Genomic DNA, 21,607 nt, shown 5'->3' with positions numbered 1-21,607 from the left:
CCTGCCCGGAGCGGGGCAGGCAAGACAGGAAGGGCAGACCACGGCGTCTGCCCTTTTTAGCGCCTTAGTCGGCGATGGTTGCCGCCAGAGCGCGCAGCGCCTGGTGGAAACACTCGGCCGGTGCGTGGGTGATGCCGGCGCCGACCTGGCCAACCCCCGCCTCCTTGTGCGCAATACCGGTGTTGATCACCGGCATGATGCCGGTGTCGACCACCTTGCGCGCGTCGATGCCGGCGGCAGTGCCGGCGAAGTCGAGCGCGGGCAGGGTGAATGCCGGGTTCTGCCCCAGCGTGATCTCGCGCATCGCCAGCGAGTGCGCGAGCGCGTCGCTGGCTGCGCCGCCGACAAAGCGCACGATGGCGGGGCTTGCCGCCATCGCGAAGCCGCCGACGCCGGCGGTTTCGGTGATCACGCTGTCGCCCAGATCCGGCGCGGCATCGTCTGCGCTGTAGCCGGAGAAGAACAGACCGTGTACAACCGGTGCCGGTGCGGTGAACCAGGTGTCGCCGGTGCCGGAGAGGCGAATGCCGAATTCAACGCCATTGCGCCCCATGGCCGTAACCATGCTCGAGCCAGGTATGCCTTCTGCTGCGACCAGCATGGCCTTGCATGCCGCCATCGACAGGTTGAGGAAGAAATGGTCGTTGGCCGAGACGAACTCGATCGCTCGCGCCTTGAGTTCGGCGTCGATATCGAGACGCAGGATGGCCGGTACCAGCTTCTTCAGGAGCAGGCCGGTGGCGGCGGCGTTGCGGTTGTGCACCTCGTCGCCCATATGCAGCGCCTGCGCCATCAGCGGCTTCAGCTCAATGCCGCCCACGCTGGCGATGGCCAGGCCCAGTACCGGTGCCAACTCGTCGCGCATCCACGCTAGGCGCTCCAGCACATCATCCGAGTAGGCACCAAAGCGCAGCACCTTGCCCAAGCCTTCGTTCATATTGGAGAAGGTCAGGTGGCCGTGCTCGCTGTCGCACACCACGAACACAGGCATCGACGGGCTGATGATGCCGCCCATCGGACCGACGGTGTGGTGATGCTGGCAAGGCTCGAAGGCAATTTCGCCGCTCTGGGCGAGCGTGCGCGCCGCTGCCGGGCTGTCTGCCCAGCCTTCGAACAGGATGGCGCCGATGATCGCGCCCTGTACCGGGCCGCACATCTCGCCCCATGCAATTGGCGGGCCCGAGTGCAGAATCATGCGGGCGCCCATGCCGGGAATGGCAGCCAGGGCGCGATCCATGCCAACCCAGGCCGGCTGGCTGGCAAGGTAGGCTGTGTAAGCTTGCTGGTTGGCGGCTTCGACCTTGGGGTGCTGGAACAGGCTGGCCAGTGCCAGACCGGTGTCGCGTTCGCCGGCGGCTGGTGGCTGCCACTCGGGGTGAATGACGTCGGCACCTTGCGTGTGGGCAGCATCGGCGAACGAGGCCAGCCCCAGATTGACGATGGCGAGTTTGTCGCCGAAAAGTGTGCTCATGGTGAATCCTTCACGGGGCGAGGCCGTCCACAGGACGGCCTGCGGTTTTTTTACAGGTCGGCGACGATGGCGCGGGCCAGTGCGACGGCTTCGGCGTTGCTGGCGGTCAGCATCACGCCCAGCTCGGCGAAGCCTTCCCACTGGCGTGCGTAGTTTTGCGGGTCGGCATTGGTGCCGCATACGGTCGCAACCAGATGCACGGTACGTCCTGCCTCGCGCGCCATCGCGCGCACTTCGAGCAGCGTGTCGCGCATGGCCTCCAGCGGGCTTTCATGTGCACCAAAGCCCAGCACGATGTCGAACAGGATTACGGCGACGGCCGGATCGGCTGCCGCGGCAATAAAGCGTTCGTTGCGCAGGCGGTGGTCGATCATCGGGTGCGGACGGCCACGGGTAAATTCGTCGTCGCCCAGATCGATCAGGCTGTGGCCACGGACTTCCCAGACATCGTCCGGTGCCGGTACGCTGGCCGTCGGCGTGTTCGAATGCAGGCCGGGCAGCGCGCCGCCCAGCATCAGCGTGGCCTCGTAGCAGAAGGTGCCGCCCGAATACAGGCCGCGCAGCTGGCGCTGTTGCGCGCCTAGCAGGGTGCGTGCGCCGCTGGCCAGTGCCGCATCCAGGGCTGGCGCCTGGTCAGCCGGGCGCTGGCCGCGTACCAGCGCCACCGCCATCTGTGCTGCGCTTTGCAGTGTCGAGGCGTAGTGCAGTTGCGGATGCTGCGGCAGGCGTGCCGGATCGGCGCCAAGGAAGTTGACCACAACCGGCTTGCCGGTGCTGATGGCTGCGTCGAGCACGGCGCGTGCGACGTCTTCTGCCGGCGGCTTGGAGACCAGTACGATGACGCGGGTCGTTTCATCTTCTTTGAGTGCGCGGATGCCTGCGAGCATGGACAGGCCACCGATGCTGGCATGCAGGTCGTGACCTCCGGTGCCGATGGCCTGGCTGACGCCTTCGCCCAGCCGGTCGATCAGCACCGTCACTTGTTGCAAGCCGGTGCCGGAAGCGCCGACGCAACCGATGGAGCCCTGACGGCAGACGTTGGCGAAGGCCAGCGGCACGCCGTGGATGATGGCGGTGCCGCAGTCCGGCCCCATCACGATGCGGCCAAGTTCGGTTGCCAGCAGCTTGAGGCGGCGCTCGTCTGCGCCCGATACATTGTCGGAGAACAGCATCACGTTGAGGCCGGCGCGTAGCGCCTTCTCGGCCTCGGCGGTGGCGTACTGGCCGGGCACCGAGATCAGCGCCAGGTTGCTGTCTGGTTGGCGTTCCAGGGCCATGGTCAGGGAATTGGCCGGCAGCGCGGCCGGGCCGCTGCCGCCCTTGCCGCCTTTGGCATCCAGTGCCTGGCGGGCGTTGGCCAGCGCGGCTTCGAATGCGCCTTCATCTCCTTGCAAGGCGATCAATAGATCATTGGGTGCTGCATCGGGGGCGTCGGCAAGCAGACCGGCGCGGGTCAGCAGTTCCAGATTGGCTGGCGTCGCCATCACGGCCGAAGCCTGGGTAATTCCTTCCAGTTTGGCGAGGGCGGCTGACAGTTGCATCAGCGCGACCGAATCGCGGTACTGATTGCGCAAAATGGCCAGGTGCAAAGACATGTCATTTCTCCCCGGGCTGCCGTTTCCGGCAGCCCGCGTAGTGTGTTCTTAAGTAGGATGGTGCAGGATCAGGGCGCGTCGTCGGACGGGCTGGGCTGGCTGCCCTGCGTGTAGTGGAACAGCAGGCAGCCGGCGCCGATCGCGAGATAACCGATAGCCGGGCCGGTCGCCATGCCGAAGCCGAAACCGGTGGCGTGGATCACGCCGAAGAAGGACATCGCAGCGGCGATAAAGCCGAAGATCGCGGCGTGCAGGTAGTTGCGGTCGATCACGCGGGCGACGATGGCGGCCAGCATCATCGCGACCAGGATCGCGCTGGCGCCGAGCACGGCCATGCCATCGTAGAACACGCCGCTGGCGGCCAGCTTGTCGGCACCCAGTTGCGCGACCGAGGTGCCGGCGGCGTTCAGCGTGTTGTCGATGGTGACCTTCACCCAGTCGGCCAGCCACGGGATCAGCGCGATGGCCACGGCCGGCGCATGCGCCTTAGGCGTCTCGCGGAAGGCCTGCGACAGGATCAGCATGGCGATGTACATCAGGATCGGCAGGATGGCGACGATCGGGATGATGTTGAGCAGGATGTTGATCATGCCGAAGCTGCACAGCAGCAGCATGGCCACGCCGGTCGCCCACGAGTAGCCGATGCGCCCGCCGGCCTGCTTCCAGCCCGGGTGGCCGATATACACCAGCGTCGGCACGACCGAGCCGAACAGCGCGCCCACCAGCGTGCCGCCTGCTGCACCGAGGCAGATCGAGCGGGCGCTGTACTTGTCGCCGGCCACTTCTGCGCTCTCGACGTTCATCAGGGTTTCCATGAACAGGTAAACCGCCAGCGGGATCGCCGACACCACGTAGGGGCCGACATTGGCGAAGCCCAGCATCAGCACGTCCAGATGCATCAGCGGCATGTTGAAGCCGACGGTCTGGGTGGCGGCGATCAGGGGTTCGACCTTCATATAGCCGGTCACCCAGCCCAGGATGGTGCCGACAAAGATCGCCAGCAGGCCGGCCGGCAGCTTGAACGGCATCTTGATATTGGCCAGCCAGCCGAACAGCAGGATACCGAAGCAGATCAGGCCGAGCCAGGCAGCGTCGTACACGCGGAACGACGGGGTCAGCGCGATATACGACACGGCCATGCCCGCCAGCGTGCCCAGCATCGCGGCGCGCGGGGTCACGCGGCGCAGCCAGTCACCGACGAAGGCGCCGATCGCGACCACGATGCCGTGCACGAAGGTCCACGCCATCGCGATGCCCCACGCCAGTTTGGCGTCGCCGGTCTTGGCGATGATGGGCATCATGATCGCGAAGGTCACGATGAAGTAGTGCGGCACCGACAGGCCGTAAGGCAGCGCGGTCACGCTGTCGCGGCCTTCCTTCTTGCCGAGTTTCCATGCCTGCCAGGCGAGGAAGATGTTGCCGAAGGCCAACGTGACGCCGAAGCCCGGCACGATGCCCTGCCAGACGATGTCGCCCGGCAGCGCCAGTACCACCGACAGCAGGAACACTGCGGTCAGCGTGTTGGCCAGCGAGTTGCTGAACAGGCCGAAAAAGCCGTCCAGATCGCCGCGGCTCCACAGCCGCGGCCCGTTACCGGCATGGCCGGTGTTTGGGGTTGTTGTACTCATGTTCGGATTCCTGGTGTGAACTTGGGTCGAAAGATTTGCCTGTCCTTCACCGGTTCACGCCGGGCATCCATGGTTTTACAAGTTTTAGTGGCTGTGTGCCTCCCCGTTGCTCGGAACATTGGGGCAGTACTGGAATAGCCAGCACAGCAGGGCAACCAGTACATAGGCGCCAGCCATCTCGGGGGTTACCGCCCAGCCGATGGCCGGGCCGTGGATAAAACCGAAAAAGCTTAGTGCAGCGCCAGCCAGTGCATAGCCTGCCGCATGGCGGAAGCGGCGGTCGATCAGGAATACGGTGATTGCGCCGAAGATGAGGCCGCTGAGGATGGCCCCCTGTCCCAGCCGCGCCATGCCTTCATACAGAATGCCACGCTGAGCCAGTTCGTTGCCGATGCCGGTCGCGCTCAGGCCGGCTGCGTCCAGACTGCCGTCAACCAGAGTTAGCCCCCAGGCGGCGAAGTGGGGCACCATCGCGAACACGATGGCCGGCGCATAGCGGCTGGGGTTGGTCTGGAATGCCTGCGCGGCGACTAAGAGACTGATATAGAGCAGGATGGGTAGCACAGCAGGTAGCGGAATCAGCGAGAGCAGCACCGGCACCACGCCTAGCAGGCAGACGGCGAGGATCAGCAGGCCGGTCGCCAGCGAGTAGCCGATGCGCCCGCCGGCTTGCTTCCAGCCGGGGTGGCCGATATACACGGCGTTGGCGAACGGGCTGCCCAGCAAGGTGCCGATCAGGCTAGTGCAGCCCAGCGCGACCAGCACCTTGCGCAGCGGGTAGCTGTCGCCGCCCTTTTCGGCACTTTCTACATTGTTCATCGCTTCGATGAAGTCGTAGACGCCAAAGGGAATGGCTGTGACCAGAAGCGGCCATATGCTTTCCAATCCACCAAAAATGGCACTTAATTGTGGCAGCGGTAGATGGATGCCGACATGTTCAAAGGCGTTGCCGATCTGGTCGAGGGCCATCTGGCCAGTAAATGCGGCCGCCAGTATTCCGACGAGGACTGCAACGAGTGCCGCCGGCAGGCCGAAGGGGAAGCGCACGCCGGCAAACCAGCCTCCTAGGATGATGATCAGTGCCGGCAGGCCAATCCACGGATTGATGAAAATTTCCATCATCGGTTTGAGCGAGATGAAGGCGATCGAGACGCCTGCTAGTGTGCCAAGCAAGGCTGCGCTAGGGGTGAGGCGACGAATTAGCGGGGCGACAAAGGCGCCGGCGATAATGACCAGCCCTTCGAGAAAGACCCAGGCCACACCGGCATGCCACGCCTTGATCGGGTCGCCGGTCGTGATCTTTACGGGCAGCATCACGACCATGACCACAATGAACATATGCGGCACGCTGGCCCCGGAGGGTAGGGCGGTGACATCGTCGCGTCCGGTTTTCAAGGCTAGATCGCGCGCAAGCCAAGCATAGTAGCAGTTCGTTAAAAATAGCATGACCCCGACCGCGGGCAGGATGCGACCGAATACCAATTCCGCCGGTACCTCCACCACGCCCAGCAACAGGCCGGTGAGTACCAGTAGGTTGAGCAGATTATTGGTGCCCAGACCGAACAGTGCATTCAGGTCACCCGCCACCCAGTTGCGCGGGGCAAATGCGCTCGCCTGCAATGGCTGGGAGCCGCCTGCCGGAGTCTGTTGCGTCATGGTCAACCTGCCTTGCTGGAGCAATCAATGGCGCGCAGTCTAAGCTTCCCCCTCCTCCCTAAAGTTTGATTAAGATCAAGCCGTGGCTGCCGCTACAAAATATTGCGCTGTCAAACGCTTTGTAATCAAAAATTTTGCACGATACTCACAATTGATAGTTGTCTGCCAGCCAGCGCCGCAGAAAGCTTGGCTCGGCCAGCTTTTCCACAACGGCCGCCAGTACCTTGCCTTTATGGCGGCGGTGCCAGGCCGCCATAATTTGTGTGGGTGGTTTGGGAGAAGACACATTCTTGCGTAGCAGTAGACCGCGGTGGACGGCGGCTGCACACAAATGGCGCGGCATAAAACTGATGCCAGCACCGGCAACCAGCATTCTGAGTTTGCTGGCGGAGTCCGGAACGTAGATCACTCTTTGGCCTTTGATCAACCAAGTCTCTTTCTTGGATAGACTCATTGATGTATCCATGACCGAAATGGCCGGATAGGCTGCCAGTTCACGGCTGCCGAGTACGCCCTGTTCCGCTGCCAGCGGGTGTTGTGGGCTGAGTACGAAATCCCAGTGCACTTCGCCCATCGGCAGATATTTGAGGTCTGCTCCTTGTGGCAGTACATTGGGCGCCCCTAGTGCCAAATCGATGCGCTTGTCGAGCAGCGCATCCCACACGCCGTTGTACACCTCGGTCCGGTAGGACTGCTGGCAGGCTGGAAAGCGCTGTTGTAGCTCTCCGGCCATTTCGGCCAGCGGCTCGTCGTTGAGCAGGTTATTTAGGCCGATGCGCAATTGCTTTTCCACACCGCCGTGTAACTGGGTGATATCGGCTTGCAGCATTTCCAGATCGCGCAGAATGTCACGGGCGTGATCGAGAAAGTAGCGTCCTTCACTTGTCAGCTCTACTTGTTTACCTTCCCGGGTAAACAGTTGGGTGCCAATGTTTTCCTCCAGTTTGCGCACCGTATAGCTGATCGCGGAGGGAACCTTATGTAAGCGCTCGGCAGCCGCAGTGAAGCTGCGGTAACGGGCGACAGTTTCCACTACACGCAGGGCCTCGGTCTGGATAATCATGTGTGGTTCTCGACAAAAATTGAGCTTGCATCATAAGGGATTGAATGGTTTTTATGTGATGCAAAAAATTTGTCGCTGCAGTCTAGGTGTCTGCAATTTCTTTCGGTTTCGATTGCTGCGTGCGGGACTACACTCGCTGCATTGCCTGTCCTGCACCGGTTTCATTCGGCGCCCTCTCTATTTTTCCGGCCTTGACGGGCCGGACGCCAATAATCGATTGGAGAAAAAGCATGACCCTGAAAAGCATCAAGGCCGAACCGTATGAATTGGAGTTCGACCCCAGCCGTAGTGCCCTCATCATGATCGACATGCAGCGTGACTTTGTTGAGCCTGGTGGTTTCGGTGAAATGCTGGGCAACGACGTATCGCTATTGCGTTCGACCATAGAGCCATGCCGTCGCCTGCTGGCTGCAGCACGTAGTGCCGGCATGTTCGTCGTGCACACCCGCGAAGGTCATCGCCCCGATATGAGCGATTGTCCACCGGCCAAGCGTCTGCGTGGCGGCCTCGAGTGCGGCATAGGCGATAAGGGCCCGATGGGGCGCATCTTGGTTCGTGGTGAATACGGTCACGACATCATTCCTGAGCTTTATCCGATAGAAGGCGAGCCGGTGGTCGACAAGCCGGGTAAAGGTGCTTTTTTTGCAACTGACCTGGATCTGTTGCTGCGTAATCGCGAGATCCAGACGCTGATCGTGTGTGGTGTGACGGTTGAGGTCTGCGTGCATACCACCGTACGGGAAGGCAATGATCGTGGTTACGAGTGCATTGTTCCTTCTGATTGCGTGGCGAGCTATTTCCCTGAGTTCCACCGTGTCGCACTGGAAATGATCAAGGCACAGGGGGGGATTTTTGGTTGGGTCAGCGATTCGGACAGCATCATTGAAGCCATCGCAGGCTGATCAGCCTTATCTGCTAGCGGCCGGCCCTTGTGCATGGCATCGGGTTGGTTGCGGCCGTGTGCACAGTGTGTATGCACATAGCTGCAATCTCATGCTCGATGGGCATGCCCTGCTATTGCCGTTGCTGGACGTGCGCTTGCCTTTGCAGGCGCACGCTTTGGCGCTTGCTTTACCCGGAGATGCCGGTTTTCCTAGCTGGTTTGACGTAGGGGATCGGGTCGAGCGGCGCGGCGAGCTGCTGCAGATCGGCCATCTGACGCTGGCGGGCCCCGCCACTATTGCGGACCCGGCGGCGTATCGGCCGCAACGATTGATCCGATCTCCCGACAGCGTGCTGCGGTTGACGTTATTGACGGACTGTTTACAACAGTTTGCCAGGCAACGTCCTGTCAGTGAGCTTAATTGCATGCATCCTTGGGTGCGTCCGCTGCTTGATGATTGTGTGCAGGCCTTGTTTGCCTGCGAGCCCTGTCAGGCACCATGCCGCCGCATTGTGGGGCTGGGAGCAGGGCTGACCCCGGCGGGTGACGACTTCTTGTGCGGCTTGCTGGCTGTTTTGTATGCGATGCACCATCCGCTTTTTGCCGAGCTGAGCGCCGCCATTCTTCCGCTTATAGGGCAAACCACGCGCGTAAGTCAGGATTACCTGCTGCTCGCAGGTGACGGGATTTTTAGCCCTTTGACGTGTCGCCTATTGCAGGTGCTGGCAGAGGAAGATGGGCGCGCCATCGAGTGCAGTGCTACCGATTTGTTGGCACATGGTTCAAGTTCTGGAATGGATACTTTGGCAGGATGCTTGGCCGGTCTCTCGGCTTTGGGCTGGGCAAGCATAGCCGCTAAATGATAGTCCGACAGTGGCGTGTCGCGTAGCAGGTGAACGATATGTACGCCAATATCGTTCAGTCGCTGGGCGATGACCGCCGCGCCATCGACCTGATCTTTGCCGGTATGGCCGAACTGGGCATCGCGCCCAAGGTGATCGCCATGCGTGGCGGCACCGATGGCTCGGCCTTGTCGCCGCGCGGCGTATGCACGCCGAACTACTTCACCGGCGCGCACAACTTCCACTCGATCTACGAGTTTCTGCCGATGCAGTCGTTTGAAAAATCCTATGCGCTGACGCGGCGCATTGTCGAGCTGGCGGCTAAACGCTAACCCGGCGAGCGTGCAATGAAAAAAGCCTGCAAGTTTGACTTGCAGGCTTTCGGCATTCTGGTGCACCCGACAGGGATCGAACCTGTGACCTTCAGCTTCGGAAACTGACACTCTATCCAACTGAGCTACGGATGCATTAGGGCGCGATAATAGCTGATCAAAGGCCTACAGTCCAGCATGGGTTTCTTCCCATGTCGATGCACATTGCGTATAATCGCGTCCGATTGTAATTGTCATTTATCTTCATCAGGCGGGACCGTATGAGTAACGAAAACAAGATGGCTCCAGCACAGCTTATCAAAGTGCTCGTGGGCATTATCGCCTTCGTGGTGGTTGTGATCTATCTGCTGGCCAAACTGGCAACCAGTGGTTTTGACGTCAACGCCGAGGTGATGACTAAAGAGGCCGTTGCCGCTCGCCTGAAGCCGGTGGGTGAATCGGTAGCCGGTGATCCGCCAGGTTCGCGTACCGGCGAAGGTGTTTACACCGCGCTTTGCGCATCTTGCCATGCTGCAGGTCTGGCCGGTTCGCCCAAGTTTGGCGATAACGCAGCTTGGGCGCCACGTATCGGCAAGGGTGAGGCGATGCTGTTTACCCATGCGATTAGTGGCTTTAACGCCATGCCGGCGCGAGGTGGTGGTGCCGATCTGACCGACGACGAAGTCAAGCGCGCCGTGGTGTATATGGTAAATCATAGCGGCGGCAAGTTTGCCGAGCCTGCTGCCGGTGCGGATGCTTCTGCGCCAGCCGGTGCCGTGGCAGGTCTGGATCCGGCCGTTGCCGGCAAGAAGGTTTATGACGCAGTGTGTGTGGCTTGCCATGCAACAGGTGTCGCCGGTGCGCCCAAGTTCGGCGACAAGGCAGCCTGGGCACCACGCCTGAAGCCGGGCTTGGCCGAGGTTATCGCCATTTCGACCAAGGGTCTGAATGCGATGCCACCTAAAGGTGGCTTTACCGGCCCGGACGACGAATTCAAGGCCGCCGTGGAGTACATGGTCAACGCCGCCAAATAAGTTTGGCTGATATGCAAAAACGCCGCTTTTCGCGGCGTTTTTTTATTGGATATATAAAACCAGAAAACGGGATAATTCCCAGAGGGGGCGATAATCCGGATTCTATGTATCTATTAGCGGCTTACAGGCTTATTGCATCTGCCGCTTAATGGTTTGTTGCCTGTCAAACAGAGCGTACAGTGTTTTTTCGGCCTGGCCCGAGTGGTCGTGCCAGCGCGTAGCATGACCATGCAGCAGGCACGTCTCAGTCATTTTCCGGACTGTGGTCGCCGCTGATATAGGTATGGCTACCAATTTTCAGCGTGGTCATCGGCGATTCTGGTCCGCTCAATACCGGCATTTTTACCGGGGGCATCTGGGCTTTCGTGTCTTGCAGTTTTGGGGCGAGGCCTGCTGGATCATGCTCCACCTGGCTCTTCAGTTCGGCGTGGATGGCTGGTAATGCTCACCAATACCCTGGCTTCGCTCAAGTACGGGAGGTCTACCGCTTATGGCTGTCGGCCAAGGGCATCGCGCCTCTGGCAAACTCTTCTGGCCGCAAGCCCGACTACGGAGACCGGCAGGAGTCGGCATCCGGCCACCGTTTCTGCCTGTGTCAGCGGCATGCCGAAGTCAATCCGTATTATTCCCTTAGGTGCCATATATCTCAGCAGCGCCCGGATCAGCAGAACGACGCCGTACATCTCCAGTCCTTCCTCTATCGTTGCCGCGCAGATGTATGTCATATTGTGTACGCCATGTCGGGAGAAATACCAACCGCCCAGCATTTCCATGCCGGCCGCGCCGCCAATAAATACGACGCCGGCTGCTACTAGTCCAAGTGCAAGCCCGTGCGGCAGCCGTAGCAAAAACCGCAGGTAAATGAGCCCCAGTAAGGCTACCAGCGGCAGCACCACCAGCAGCCAGGCAAAATAAAAAAAACCGTCATGGATACCAAGCGTCGCACGCAGCGGCGGCCCTAGTCGCTCGTGCAGGGAGAGCACTTCGTCGAGCGACAGATAAACGAAAATCATACCTAGCCCGAGCCAGTAGGGTCTGTTTTTCGCCACAGACTCCAATCGTGCCTGCAAAAACAGCAACATTGCAGCGATCAGCATATTCAGGGCGGAGAATAGGGTCGGAATATTGTCTTCTTCGTCGACGTTGAACATATTACCGATGCCGAACACTCGCTCGGTCATCCAGTGCAGCTTTAGGCTTTCGATCAGCAGTCCGCTGCACAGCAGGATGGCCGCGATGACATAGAGCCAGCCAATGGCACGGTGTACGTTGAGGCTTACGCAGTTCCTGGACATTTCCCCTTACTCCGCTCTATGTCTGTTTCATTACACGCTAGGCAATGTCCGGCTAAATTCAAGATGGCATGTGTATGATATGGGCTTGTCAGGCATAGGTCGGTGCCAACTCCCAGGCTGGCTGATTTATAGCTTCACTATTTGGTGGCGCCGGACCGCGCAAAGCCGGCACTTTTTCCGGGGACATCAGGGTTTTTGTGTCTTGCTGTCCAGTGAGGCCATTAGCCCGGCCAGTCGCGATTTGCCTTCATTTTTGCTGACGATGGGTTCGGCCCCGGGGCGGCCGAAGTGGCGGATGTCGTCACCGCTGATTTCGTCGATAAAGCGCGATGGATCGACAAACTGCCAGTCGCCGGCGCGCTTGCGTTTGACGCAGTAGCTCAGCGTGAGGCTGCGCTGGGCGCGGGTGATGCCGACATACATCAGGCGCCGTTCTTCCTCGACCATGCCGTTATCCACCGATTCGCTATGCGGCAGGATGCCTTCCTCGCAGCCGACCAGAAACACATGCGGATACTCCAGCCCTTTGGACGCATGCAGCGTCGACATCTTGACCGCATCCACATCGCCCTCGTCGCGCCCCTCCAGCATGGTGATCAGCGCAATGGTCTGGCTTAGCTCAATCAGGTTCTTGCCGTCGGCCTCGCCCTTTTTGGCCAGCCATGCCACCAGTTCCAGTACGTTTTTCCACTTGGTTTCGGCGATGCGCGGGCTGTCTTCGCTGTCGAACAGCCACACTTCGTAGCCGATGGCACCCAGCATCTCCATCACCAGCGGGCCGGCATCTTCACGCGTGGCGCGGTATTGCAGGGTGTTGATAAAGTGGCAGAACTGTTCCAGTGGCGCCAGTTGTGCCGCCTGCACCTGCTGCTGGAAGCCGGTTTCCTGCGCCGCGGCAAACAGGCTGTTATGGCGCTGCCCGGCCCAGGCACCCAGCTTTTCCAGTGTAGCGGCGCCGACCCCGCGCTTGGGCGTGGTCAGTGCGCGGATAAAGGCCGGGTCGTCATTCGGGTTGGTGATCAGGCGCATATAGGACAGCACGTCCTTGATTTCGGGCTTGTCGAAGAAGCTTTGCCCGCCCGACATCTGGTAGGGCACTTTCTGGTTGCGCAGTGCCTGCTCGAAGATGCGTGCCTGATAGTTGCCGCGATAGAGGATGGCGTAGTCCTTGAATTCGGTGCGGTGCTCGAACTTGTGCGCCAAGAGGCGCTGCACCACGATTTCGGCCTCGCTTTCCTCATCCTTGCATTGCACCACATGGATGGGTTCGCCCAGACCCAGTTCGCTCCATAACTGTTTCTCGAACAGCTTGGGGTTGTTGGATATCACCGAGTTGGCGGCGCGCAGGATGCGCACGCTGGAGCGGTAGTTCTGCTCCAGCTTGATGATTTTGAGCTTGGGGAAGTCGGTTTGCAGCAGGCGCAGGTTTTCCATATTGGCGCCACGCCAGGCGTAGATACTCTGGTCATCGTCGCCCACGGCGGTAAACATGCCGCGCGCGCCGGTGAGCAGCTTGACCATCTGGTACTGGCAGGTATTGGTGTCCTGATATTCGTCCAGCAGCAGATAGCGCAGCTTGGCCTGCCATTTGGCCAGCACCTCAGGGTGGTGGCGGAACAGTTCGACCGGCAGGCGGATCAGGTCATCGAAATCCATCGCCTGATAGGCGGTCAGCGTGGCCTGATAGCTCAGATAAACGCGCGCGCACACCATTTCCCAATCGTTGGCAGCCTCGGTGATCATTTCGTCCGGCGTCCTGAAATCGTTTTTCCATAGCGAAATCTGGCTTTGTACCTTGCGCACCTCATCCTTGGCCGTGCTTTTGAGAATGTCGGAGATGATCTTGCCGGCATCGTACGAGTCGAGAATGGAGAACTGCGGCTTATAGCCCAGATGCGGCGCTTCCTGGCGCAGAATCTGCATCCCCAGCGAGTGGAAGGTCGATACGGTCAGGCCGCGCACTTCATCGCTTGTCATCAGCTTGCTGACCCGCTCCATCATTTCGCGCGCCGCCTTATTGGTAAAGGTGATGGCGGCGATATTGCGCGCATTCATGCCGCCGTGACGGATCAGATGGGCGATCTTGAAGGTAATCACGCGCGTCTTGCCCGAGCCGGCACCAGCCAGTACCAGCAAGGGGCCGTCAAGATAGTGGATTGCTTCGCGTTGCGGGGTGTTCAGTTGTGCGGACATGGTGGTTCGGCTATTCGGCAAGAGGGGCGGGCGGGGCGCTGTGCACGCAAGCGCTGCATTTTAGCACGATGCCTTGCGCTATCATGGCGGCGCGCAATCAACCATAAGGATGGGCATGTCTACCTACGCTATCGGCGATATCCAGGGCTGTTTCGCCCCTTTTATGCAGTTGCTGCAGCGTATCGAGTTCAATCCCGGGCGCGATACCCTGTGGCTGACCGGCGATCTGGTCAACCGCGGCCCCGATTCGCTGGCGGTCTTGCGCTGGGTATTCCAGCACCGCGACTGCGTACAGATCGTACTGGGCAACCATGACCTGCATCTGCTGGCATTGTCCGAAGGTTTCGGCAAGCCGGGGCGGGGCGATACTCTGCTCGATATTCTCAAGGCCGGCGACGGCAAGCTGTTGCTGGACTGGCTGCGTTGCCAGCCCTTGATGGTCGAGGGGCAGGGCTATGCCATGGTGCACGCCGGGCTGATGCCCGAGTGGACGGTCCCGCGGGCGCTGGGTTTGGCCGCTGAGGTGGAAGCTGCGCTCACCGGCAAGGATTTTCACGCTTTTCTGGGCAAGATGTATGGCAATAAGCCGGTGCGTTGGCGTGACGAACTCAAGGGCATGGACCGTTTGCGCATGATCGTCAATGCGATGACGCGCATGCGCTTTCTCAACCGCGATGGCGAGATCGATTTTGCCTATAAGGGCGAGCTGCCGGATGCGCCGGCCGGCTTGCAGCCTTGGTTTGCGGCCAAGGCACGGCAAAGCGCCGGTACGCCGCTGATCTTCGGCCACTGGTCGGCGCTGGGCCTGCACCTGACCGAAGATATTCTGGGGCTGGATAGCGGCTGCTTGTGGGGCGGCAGCCTTACTGCGTTACGGCTTGAGGACAGGCAAGTGTTTGCCGAGCCGTGTCCTGCGTATCGTCAGATAGATTAAGCCCGGCCAGTATTTCGCGCCGTGCGGCATTGGAAATGGCAAAGCGGCTGGCCAGTTCGCCTTCGCCGGCCTGCAGCGACTGGCCGTAATGCAGCTCGACCACCAGTTTTTTCATGGTCAGCAGGCGTTTCAGAATCAGGCCGAAGCTATGGTCGCCGACATAAGACAGGGTGTCGGTTTGCTGGCCGTGGGCGTCCAGATAGCGGATGGCCACCGGTTGCACCCGGCTCTTGGCCAGTAGCGCGGACTCGAACAAGGATGCCTTGAACGGCAGCAGGCCGAAGCCGTCGCTGGTGGTGCCTTCGGGAAACACCGACATGCAGCCGCCCTGGCTCAGTGCATCGGCCAGCTGGCCATTGATGCGGCTGGCGTCGCGCCGGTTGCTGCGGTCGATAAACAGCGTGCCGCCATTCTTGGCCATGGTGCCGACGATGGGCCAATCGCTGATTTCTTTTTTGGCCACAAAGCGCGACACCGTGCCGCTGCTGAGCGCAATAATGTCCAGCCATGAAACATGGTTGGCCACCAAAAGCGTATTGGGCGGGTAAAAACCGGGGTTGTCGCCGCTAATGCGTACTTCCACGCCGAAGATGGACAGCATCTTGCGTGCCCAGGCACGGGTAATCACCGCGCGTTCGGCGTTGGCCAGATGCGGGTAGCGTACGGCCAGAATAAAAAAGCCGCGGGCGATATGGCTGCTCATGCGCACAAGGCGTGCCAAGCGGGTCAGGATGGAGACTTTGGGGATGGTGGTGGTCAAAATACGCGGGCTTTCCGGGGTAATGACAGGCTGGCACTCTAGCACGGCTGGCAATGCGGACAAAAGAAGCTGCTGCGTTGCCCTTGGCGAATCTGTCGTATCGGGCTGCCACAGCGCAGGCAGGGCTGCTCGCTGCGGCCATAGACAAAATAGCTCTGCTGGAAGTAACCGGGCTTGCCTATGGCGTCGACAAAGTCGCGCAGGGTGCTGCCGCCTGCCGCGATGGCGCGGGTGAGTACCGTCTTGATTTCAGCGGCCAGTGTCGCGCATTCGGTCTCAGTCAGGCTGGCAGCGGGCCGGGTCGGGGCGATGCCGGCCTGAAATAGCGCCTCGTTGGCGTAGATGTTGCCCACACCGACCACGACGTGGTTGTCCATGATGACCAGCTTGATGGCGCTATTGCGCTTGCGTGTCGCCCGAAACAGCGTGGCGCCGTCAAAATCATCCGCGAGCGGCTCCGGCCCGAGTCTGGCCAGTAGCGGGTGCAGTGTGGCGAGTCCGTATTGCCACAATACCGCGCCAAAGCGGCGCGGGTCGCGGTAGCGCAAAATCTGGCCGCTATCCAGCACCAGATCGACGTGGTCGTGTTTTTCAAGTGCAGTCGCCGGCGTCACAAAGCGCAGGCTGCCCGACATGCCCAAGTGGATGATGAGCGTGCCTTGTTCGCATTCGATCAACAGATACTTGGCGCGCCGGCCAACGGCCAGAATGCGCTGGCCGCAGAGGATGGTGCCCAGGGCCGGATCGATAGGCCAGCGCAAGGATGGATTGCGCACGACAAGGGCGCGGATGCGCTCGCCTGTCAGCTGCTGCTGGATGCCGCGGCGCGTGGTTTCGACTTCTGGTAGTTCAGGCATGGTGAATATCCGGATAAGGCCATGCTATTCTACGCGCTCACCCGGGAAATTGATCGAGCATGAAACCTCATTCTGCATTGCTGCCTTTGTTTACCTTGCTGGCCCTGTCCGGCTGCGCGTCTTCGCGTCTGGCCCGCATCGAGCCTGGCCCTGCCTCGGTGGCGGTTAGCGAGAGTGCGCGCGCAGAGGCGGCCTTGCCGCATCTGCCTTTGTCGCCACAGCTTTTCTACGGCGTGATTATCAGCGAGATTGCCGCCCAGCGTGGCGGTGCCGGCGCCTCGGCCCAGACTTATCTCGAACTGGCGCGCGAGGCGCGCGACCCGCGTCTGGCACAGCGCGCAGCCGAGTTTGCCATGTTGTCCGGCCAACTGGAGACGGCTTCGCAGGCGCTGACCCTCTGGGTGGAGCTTGATCCCGCCTCAGAGAATGCGCGCGAGCAGTTGTTTATCGCCCTGCTGCGTAGCGGCAAGCTGGCGCAAAGCCGCCCGCTGATCGAAGGCCTGCTGGCCGACCGCCCCGAGCGGGCACCGGCCGTGTTTGTCCAGCTGGCCAGGCTGACGGCCCGCCAGCCGGATAAGGCCGCGGCTTATCAGCTGACCCGGGATCTGGCTGCGCGCTATCCCGACTTGCCCGAGGCGCGCTTTGCCTTGCTGGCGGTAGCTGCCGAGGCGGGTGACCAGATGGCAATGGCACAGGAAATGGATGCACTGGCGCGTCTGGCGCCGAAATGGGATCTCCCGGTCGCCTGGCAGGTTGACCGTTTGCGTCGCGACCAGCCTGAAGCTGCGCTGGCCTTGCTCAAGAGCGAGCTTGCGCGCCGGCCCGAGGCCGCGCTGGAAATCCGTCTGGCTTATCCGCGGCTCTTGGTCAGCGCCAAGCGCTTTTCCGAGGCGCGCGACAGCTTTGCCGAGTTGTTGAAACGCTATCCGGCCCAGCCCGATGTCTTGTATGCACTGGGCTTGCTGTCATTCCAGCTGCGCGAACTGGAAGCGGCCGTGCCTTATCTGGAGCAGGCGCTTAAGGTGGGCCATCCGGAGACGGATTATCTGCGCCTGACTCTGGGGCAGGTTAATCAGGAACTGGAGCGCGAGGACGAGGCTCGGCGCTGGTATGCAGCGGTCGGGCAGGGTGAACATTATTTGCCGGCCCAGGTGCGCCTGGCGGTACTGGATGCCAAGGGCGACAATGTTGCTCAGGTGTTGGCGCGCATGAACAGCATGGGCACGACCGCGCAGGAAAAAATTCAGGTGGCCTTGTTCCAGTCGCAGATTGCCCGCCAGCAGCAGCGGCTGGATCTGGCCGAGCTGAATCTGGATCGGGCACTGGCCAGCGAGCCCACAGCGCCCGAACTCTTATACGAGCGCGCGCTGGTGCTGGAAATGCAGGGCAAGTTTGCCGCTTCTGAGCGCGATCTCAAGGCCTATCTGCAAGAAAAGCCGGACGACGCGCAAGGCTTGAATGCGCTGGGCTATTTGCTGGCCAACCGCACGACGCGCTATCGCGAGGCGCTGGCGCTGATCGAGCGCGCCCACAAGGCTGACCCGGATAACGCCATGATTCTGGACAGTCTGGGCTGGGTGAATTTCAAGCTGGGTCGCTATACCGACGCCGTGCGCTATTTGCAAAAAGCCTATCTGGGCTTGCCTGACCCGGAAGTTGCCGCCCATTTAGGCGAGGCTTTATGGCAGGTCGGGCGCAAGGATGAGGCGCTTGCCATCTGGCGTAAGGCGCTGACGCCCTTCCCGCAGCACGAGGTGTTGCAGGAAACCATCAAAAGGCTGGCACCATGAGTTTGCCTCGCGCGCTCTGTCTGACGCTGGCCCTGCTGCTGGGGGGCTGTGCCAGCCGCGAATTGCCGTTTCATGCGCCGCAGGAAGCGGTGCCGGTCGATGCGCCGTTCAATCTGTCCGGTCGTTTGTCGGTCAAGGCCGCTGGCAAGGGGCAATTGGCACGCTTTGAGTGGACGCATGCGCCGGCGCGTGACGAGTTGTCGGTCAATACCCCTTTGGGTACGACGGTTGCGCGGGTGACGCGTGACGCAGAGGGGGTATTGTTGTTGGCCGACGGCAAAAGCTGGCATGCGGCCGATGTCGAGACACTGACCGAACAGGTGTTGGGCTGGCCCTTGCCGCTGGCTAACCTCGCTTGGTGGGTGCGCGGCCGTGCCGCGCCTGGCGTGCCGCATGAATTTTTGGCCGATGGTGCACTGCTGCAGCAAGGCTGGACCATACGTTTTGTTTCCGATGAACCGGGCGCGGCCTATCCGCAGCGCATCGACCTGGTGCGCGACGATATTTCGCTGCGCGTCGTTGCCAGCGAATGGCGCACGCCCTCAATCCATTTACCTGCCATTCTGCCATGAACGAGAATTACCTCGCCTTTGCCGCGCCCGCCAAACTCAACCTCTCCTTGCATATCGTGGGCAAGCGCGCCGATGGCTACCATTTGCTGGATACCGTATTCCGTTTTATCGATCTGGCCGACACGATCGAACTGGCCGTGCGCGACGATGGCGAGATCGTACTGGTCAATCCTTTGCCGGGTGTGCCGGCCGAATCCGACCTGACGGTACGCGCTGCACGCTTGCTGCAGCAGCATAGCGGCTCGACGCTGGGCGTGAATATCCGTGTCAGCAAACGCATTCCCATGGGGGGCGGCTTGGGGGGCGGCAGTTCGGATGCCGCCACGGTTTTGCTTGCATTAAACCGTTTATGGCAGACAGCGCTGACGCGCGAACAATTGATGGTGTTGGGTTTGCAGCTGGGCGCCGATGTTCCTGTTTTTATTTTTGGGCGTAATGCGCGGGCGACCGGAATAGGTGAAGAACTCAGTGAAATCAAGGCTTTGCCGGCCTGGTATGTGGTGCTTCACCCCGGAGTTAATGTGCCTACAGCTGAAGTTTTTAAAACTTTTTCACAAAAGGTGTTGACAGGGCAAGACGAGGTGGGCATAATGCGAATCCTCAAAACAACGCAGCAACAACGAAACGCGCTGCAGCAGGTTGTTTGTGAGATGTACCCGGCGGTGAGCGAGGCTGTGAGCGAGCTAAGCAAATATGGTTCACCGCTGATGACTGGGTCCGGAAGTTGTGTGTTTCTGGAGTGTCAGTCAGAGAGCCAGGCAAACAGAATTTATACGGCAGTGTCGGCTAGATTCAACGGGTTTGTGACGAGAGGTTTAGGTCAGCATCCGTTGTGCGACAAGGTCTGATATCAGTTTTACTGGGGAGTCGCCAAGTGGTAAGGCACCGGATTTTGATTCCGGCATTCGTAGGTTCGATCCCTACCTCCCCAGCCAGAAATCAAAAGCAAAAAAGCGAGTAAGTCATTCTTACTCGCTTTTTCTTTATTCAGCTCAGTGACAGGCGATTGGTGATGGCGGCTTACGATAGTTTGATGGTTTTTACCGGAACAGCAAATCCGGACCTCGCGCAAAACGTGGTTAAACACCTTGATATCTCGATGGGACGTGCCGATGTCGGCAAGTTCAGCGATGGTGAGGTAGCGGTGGAGCTACTGGAGAACGTACGCGGTCGCGACGTTTTCATTCTGCAGTCGACCTGTGCGCCGACCAACGACAATCTGATGGAAATCCTCACCATGGCCGACGCGCTCAAACGCGCTTCGGCCGGTCGTATTACGGCAGCCATCCCTTATTTCGGTTATGCCCGTCAGGATCGCCGTCCGCGTTCCGCCCGAGTGCCGATTACCGCCAAACTGGTCGCCAATATGCTGACCAGCTCCGGCATCGACCGCGTGCTGACTGTTGACCTGCACGCCGACCAGATCCAGGGCTTCTTCGATATGCCGGTGGACAATGTCTATGCGACTCCCGTGTTGCTGAAGGACATTCGTGCCCAGCGCATCGAAGACCTGATCGTCGTCAGCCCCGATGTCGGCGGCGTGGTGCGTGCGCGTGCCGTTGCCAAGGCACTGAATACCGACCTTGCCATTATCGACAAGCGTCGTCCCAAGGCTAATGTGGCCGAAGTCATGAATATCATCGGTGACGTATCGGGCCGCACCTGCCTGATCGTCGACGATATGATCGATACCGCCAACACCCTGTGCAAGGCTGCATCCGCGCTGAAAGAGCGCGGCGCCGAGCGTGTGCTGGCCTATGCGACCCATGCCATTTTCTCCGGCCAGGCCGTAGAGCGCATTACCAATTCGGACATCGACCAGGTTGTGGTGACAGACACCATCCCGTTGTCGGCTGCTGCAAGACAGAGCCCGCGCATTCGCGTGGTCTCCATCGCCGGCCTGATTGCGGAAACGCTGCGTCGCATCAACAACGAAGAGTCGGTGTCCTACCTCTTCAATGAGGATCTGGTTTCGACAGGCGCTTGCCTGCCGTAACGGCATGGCCACTGGTCGCGGTGGCCTGCTGCTTTTAACGTGAAATATAAGGAAATACCATGTCTTACGAACTGATTGCTGCTAAGCGCGAAGAGCTGGGTACGGGTGCGAGCCGCCGCCTGCGTCACGCTAGCAAACTGCCTGCGATTGTTTACGGCGACAACAAGGATGCCGTATCCATCACCATGGATCACAACCCAATGTTCTACGCGTTGAAAGAAGAAGCTTTCCACGCCAGCGTAATCGATCTGGTGATCGACGGCGCCAAAGAACAGGTTCTGCTGCGCGACTTCGTGATGCACCCGGTTAAGCCTATGGTGATGCACGCTGACTTCCAGCGCGTGAACCCGAACGAAAAAGTACACGTTAAAGTGCCTCTGCACTTCGTTGGCGCCGATGTATGCCCAGCTGTCAAGCTGCATAGCGGCCGTATCTCCCACGTGACCACCGAAGTAGACGTGCGCACCCTGCCAGCTAACCTGCCTTCGTCGATCTCGGTTGACCTGTCGGCCATGGTTGCCGGCCAGATCGTTCACCTGTCCGATCTGAAACTGCCAGAAGGCGTTGAAATTGTTGCTCTGGCACGTGGCGATAACGCTACCGTTGCTTCGGCTTCCGGTGTGATCGTCGAGTAATTCGGCGCAAAAGCATCAGGCTCGCTGTGTCCCTTACGGGTACAGCGGGCTTTTTTATTGGGCAGCGAGTTTGGCCCTGTCTGATTGGAATG

At 60.3% G+C, this 21,607-nt stretch carries 19 protein-coding genes and 2 tRNA genes; 11 read left to right on the top strand and 10 right to left on the bottom strand.

What is annotated here, in order from left to right:
* Positions 1-64: 64 nt before the first annotated feature.
* The 5 genes from M3P88_RS12875 to M3P88_RS12855 form a co-directional block, all read right to left on the bottom strand.
* Positions 65-1,471 carry a YlbE family protein gene (locus M3P88_RS12875; RefSeq protein WP_249616413.1) on the bottom strand — a complete coding sequence of 469 codons (1,407 nt, stop codon included), beginning with the start codon at positions 1,469-1,471 and terminating at the stop codon, positions 65-67.
* A 50-nt stretch (positions 1,472-1,521) separates the two neighbouring features.
* A complete protein-coding gene (gene fdrA, locus M3P88_RS12870) occupies positions 1,522-3,066 on the bottom strand; it encodes an acyl-CoA synthetase FdrA (RefSeq protein WP_249616412.1) in 1,545 nt (514 codons plus the stop codon).
* Positions 3,067-3,134: 68 nt separating this feature from the next.
* A complete protein-coding gene (locus tag M3P88_RS12865) occupies positions 3,135-4,694 on the bottom strand; it encodes a xanthine permease (protein WP_249616411.1) in 1,560 nt (519 codons plus the stop codon).
* 84 nt (positions 4,695-4,778) lie between these two features.
* The gene (locus M3P88_RS12860; RefSeq protein WP_249616410.1) at positions 4,779-6,350 is read right to left on the bottom strand and encodes a SulP family inorganic anion transporter; all 1,572 of its coding nucleotides are present in this window, start codon (positions 6,348-6,350) and stop codon (positions 4,779-4,781) included.
* 145 nt (positions 6,351-6,495) lie between these two features.
* Positions 6,496-7,413 carry a LysR substrate-binding domain-containing protein gene (locus M3P88_RS12855; RefSeq protein ID WP_249616409.1) on the bottom strand — a complete coding sequence of 306 codons (918 nt, stop codon included), beginning with the start codon at positions 7,411-7,413 and terminating at the stop codon, positions 6,496-6,498.
* Between the two features lie 230 nt (positions 7,414-7,643).
* Between M3P88_RS12855 and M3P88_RS12850 the strand changes: the two genes are divergently transcribed.
* The 3 genes from M3P88_RS12850 (at position 7,644) to M3P88_RS12840 (ending at position 9,470) form a co-directional block, all read left to right on the top strand.
* A complete protein-coding gene (locus M3P88_RS12850; RefSeq protein ID WP_249616408.1) occupies positions 7,644-8,315 on the top strand; it encodes a cysteine hydrolase family protein in 672 nt (223 codons plus the stop codon).
* Positions 8,316-8,406: 91 nt separating this feature from the next.
* The gene (locus M3P88_RS12845; RefSeq protein ID WP_249616407.1) at positions 8,407-9,159 is read left to right on the top strand and encodes an oxamate carbamoyltransferase subunit AllH family protein; all 753 of its coding nucleotides are present in this window, start codon (positions 8,407-8,409) and stop codon (positions 9,157-9,159) included.
* A 38-nt stretch (positions 9,160-9,197) separates the two neighbouring features.
* Positions 9,198-9,470: a zinc-binding metallopeptidase family protein gene (locus M3P88_RS12840; RefSeq protein WP_249616406.1), complete on the top strand. Its 273-nt coding sequence runs from the start codon at positions 9,198-9,200 to the stop codon at positions 9,468-9,470.
* Positions 9,471-9,528: 58 nt separating this feature from the next.
* On the opposite strand, the gene M3P88_RS12835 is transcribed toward M3P88_RS12840, so the two are convergent.
* A tRNA-Arg gene (locus tag M3P88_RS12835) sits at positions 9,529-9,605 on the bottom strand.
* Positions 9,606-9,730: 125 nt separating this feature from the next.
* Here M3P88_RS12835 and M3P88_RS12830 point away from each other — a divergent pair.
* On the top strand, positions 9,731-10,483 hold the full coding sequence (locus tag M3P88_RS12830; RefSeq protein WP_249616405.1) for a c-type cytochrome: 753 nt from the start codon (positions 9,731-9,733) through the stop codon (positions 10,481-10,483).
* 488 nt (positions 10,484-10,971) lie between these two features.
* On the opposite strand, the gene M3P88_RS12825 is transcribed toward M3P88_RS12830, so the two are convergent.
* Positions 10,972-11,778, bottom strand: coding sequence for a DUF8692 domain-containing protein (locus M3P88_RS12825; RefSeq protein WP_249616404.1), 807 nt, complete (start codon positions 11,776-11,778; stop codon positions 10,972-10,974).
* Positions 11,779-11,964: 186 nt separating this feature from the next.
* The gene (locus tag M3P88_RS12820; protein WP_249616403.1) at positions 11,965-13,971 is read right to left on the bottom strand and encodes a UvrD-helicase domain-containing protein; all 2,007 of its coding nucleotides are present in this window, start codon (positions 13,969-13,971) and stop codon (positions 11,965-11,967) included.
* A 115-nt stretch (positions 13,972-14,086) separates the two neighbouring features.
* Here M3P88_RS12820 and M3P88_RS12815 point away from each other — a divergent pair, with 115 nt between their 5' ends.
* On the top strand, positions 14,087-14,905 hold the full coding sequence (locus tag M3P88_RS12815) for a symmetrical bis(5'-nucleosyl)-tetraphosphatase (RefSeq protein WP_249616402.1): 819 nt from the start codon (positions 14,087-14,089) through the stop codon (positions 14,903-14,905).
* On the opposite strand, the gene M3P88_RS12810 is transcribed toward M3P88_RS12815, so the two are convergent.
* Positions 14,835-15,728 carry a lysophospholipid acyltransferase family protein gene (locus M3P88_RS12810; protein WP_249616401.1) on the bottom strand — a complete coding sequence of 298 codons (894 nt, stop codon included), beginning with the start codon at positions 15,726-15,728 and terminating at the stop codon, positions 14,835-14,837. The genes M3P88_RS12815 and M3P88_RS12810 overlap by 71 nt on opposite strands.
* Positions 15,704-16,522 carry a bifunctional DNA-formamidopyrimidine glycosylase/DNA-(apurinic or apyrimidinic site) lyase gene (mutM, locus tag M3P88_RS12805; protein ID WP_249616400.1) on the bottom strand — a complete coding sequence of 273 codons (819 nt, stop codon included), beginning with the start codon at positions 16,520-16,522 and terminating at the stop codon, positions 15,704-15,706. The genes M3P88_RS12810 and mutM overlap by 25 nt, the downstream gene beginning before the upstream one ends.
* A 59-nt stretch (positions 16,523-16,581) precedes the next feature.
* Between mutM and M3P88_RS12800 the strand changes: the two genes are divergently transcribed.
* The 6 genes from M3P88_RS12800 to M3P88_RS12775 all read left to right on the top strand — a co-directional run bounded on the left by M3P88_RS12800 (position 16,582) and on the right by M3P88_RS12775 (position 21,515).
* On the top strand, positions 16,582-18,312 hold the full coding sequence (locus M3P88_RS12800) for a tetratricopeptide repeat protein (RefSeq protein ID WP_249616399.1): 1,731 nt from the start codon (positions 16,582-16,584) through the stop codon (positions 18,310-18,312).
* Positions 18,309-18,884 (top strand): outer membrane lipoprotein LolB, encoded by a 576-nt coding sequence (locus M3P88_RS12795; protein ID WP_249616398.1) that lies wholly within the window; start codon positions 18,309-18,311, stop codon positions 18,882-18,884. The genes M3P88_RS12800 and M3P88_RS12795 overlap by 4 nt, the downstream gene beginning before the upstream one ends.
* Complete coding sequence (ispE, locus tag M3P88_RS12790; protein ID WP_249616397.1) at positions 18,881-19,732, top strand: 4-(cytidine 5'-diphospho)-2-C-methyl-D-erythritol kinase; 852 nt, start codon at positions 18,881-18,883, stop codon at positions 19,730-19,732. The genes M3P88_RS12795 and ispE overlap by 4 nt, the downstream gene beginning before the upstream one ends.
* Positions 19,733-19,744: 12 nt before the next feature.
* Positions 19,745-19,819: transfer RNA gene (locus M3P88_RS12785), tRNA-Gln, on the top strand.
* A gap of 77 nt (positions 19,820-19,896) precedes the next feature.
* Positions 19,897-20,880: a ribose-phosphate pyrophosphokinase gene (locus tag M3P88_RS12780; RefSeq protein ID WP_124735426.1), complete on the top strand. Its 984-nt coding sequence runs from the start codon at positions 19,897-19,899 to the stop codon at positions 20,878-20,880.
* Positions 20,881-20,939: 59 nt separating this feature from the next.
* On the top strand, positions 20,940-21,515 hold the full coding sequence (locus M3P88_RS12775; protein WP_124735427.1) for a 50S ribosomal protein L25/general stress protein Ctc: 576 nt from the start codon (positions 20,940-20,942) through the stop codon (positions 21,513-21,515).
* Positions 21,516-21,607: the final 92 nt, after the last annotated feature.

The organism is Craterilacuibacter sp. RT1T (genome assembly GCF_023502145.1).
Taxonomy (GTDB): domain Bacteria; phylum Pseudomonadota; class Gammaproteobacteria; order Burkholderiales; family Chromobacteriaceae; genus Craterilacuibacter.
This window is presented reverse-complemented; position numbering and strand designations above follow the sequence as displayed.

Bases quoted from the DNA above. Each gene is read 5' to 3' on its own strand.
- M3P88_RS12875 (WP_249616413.1), bottom strand. From the start codon at position 1,471: ATGAGCACACTTTTCGGCGACAAACTCGCCATCGTCAATCTGGGGCTG.
- fdrA (WP_249616412.1), bottom strand. From the start codon at position 3,066: ATGTCTTTGCACCTGGCCATTTTGCGCAATCAGTACCGCGATTCGGTC.
- M3P88_RS12865 (WP_249616411.1), bottom strand. From the start codon at position 4,694: ATGAGTACAACAACCCCAAACACCGGCCATGCCGGTAACGGGCCGCGG.
- M3P88_RS12860 (WP_249616410.1), bottom strand. From the start codon at position 6,350: ATGACGCAACAGACTCCGGCAGGCGGCTCCCAGCCATTGCAGGCGAGC.
- M3P88_RS12855 (WP_249616409.1), bottom strand. From the start codon at position 7,413: ATGATTATCCAGACCGAGGCCCTGCGTGTAGTGGAAACTGTCGCCCGT.
- M3P88_RS12850 (WP_249616408.1), top strand. From the start codon at position 7,644: ATGACCCTGAAAAGCATCAAGGCCGAACCGTATGAATTGGAGTTCGAC.
- M3P88_RS12845 (WP_249616407.1), top strand. From the start codon at position 8,407: ATGCTCGATGGGCATGCCCTGCTATTGCCGTTGCTGGACGTGCGCTTG.
- M3P88_RS12840 (WP_249616406.1), top strand. From the start codon at position 9,198: ATGTACGCCAATATCGTTCAGTCGCTGGGCGATGACCGCCGCGCCATC.
- M3P88_RS12830 (WP_249616405.1), top strand. From the start codon at position 9,731: ATGAGTAACGAAAACAAGATGGCTCCAGCACAGCTTATCAAAGTGCTC.
- M3P88_RS12825 (WP_249616404.1), bottom strand. From the start codon at position 11,778: ATGTCCAGGAACTGCGTAAGCCTCAACGTACACCGTGCCATTGGCTGG.
- M3P88_RS12820 (WP_249616403.1), bottom strand. From the start codon at position 13,971: ATGTCCGCACAACTGAACACCCCGCAACGCGAAGCAATCCACTATCTT.
- M3P88_RS12815 (WP_249616402.1), top strand. From the start codon at position 14,087: ATGTCTACCTACGCTATCGGCGATATCCAGGGCTGTTTCGCCCCTTTT.
- mutM (WP_249616400.1), bottom strand. From the start codon at position 16,522: ATGCCTGAACTACCAGAAGTCGAAACCACGCGCCGCGGCATCCAGCAG.
- M3P88_RS12800 (WP_249616399.1), top strand. From the start codon at position 16,582: ATGAAACCTCATTCTGCATTGCTGCCTTTGTTTACCTTGCTGGCCCTG.
- M3P88_RS12795 (WP_249616398.1), top strand. From the start codon at position 18,309: ATGAGTTTGCCTCGCGCGCTCTGTCTGACGCTGGCCCTGCTGCTGGGG.
- ispE (WP_249616397.1), top strand. From the start codon at position 18,881: ATGAACGAGAATTACCTCGCCTTTGCCGCGCCCGCCAAACTCAACCTC.
- M3P88_RS12780 (WP_124735426.1), top strand. From the start codon at position 19,897: ATGGCGGCTTACGATAGTTTGATGGTTTTTACCGGAACAGCAAATCCG.
- M3P88_RS12775 (WP_124735427.1), top strand. From the start codon at position 20,940: ATGTCTTACGAACTGATTGCTGCTAAGCGCGAAGAGCTGGGTACGGGT.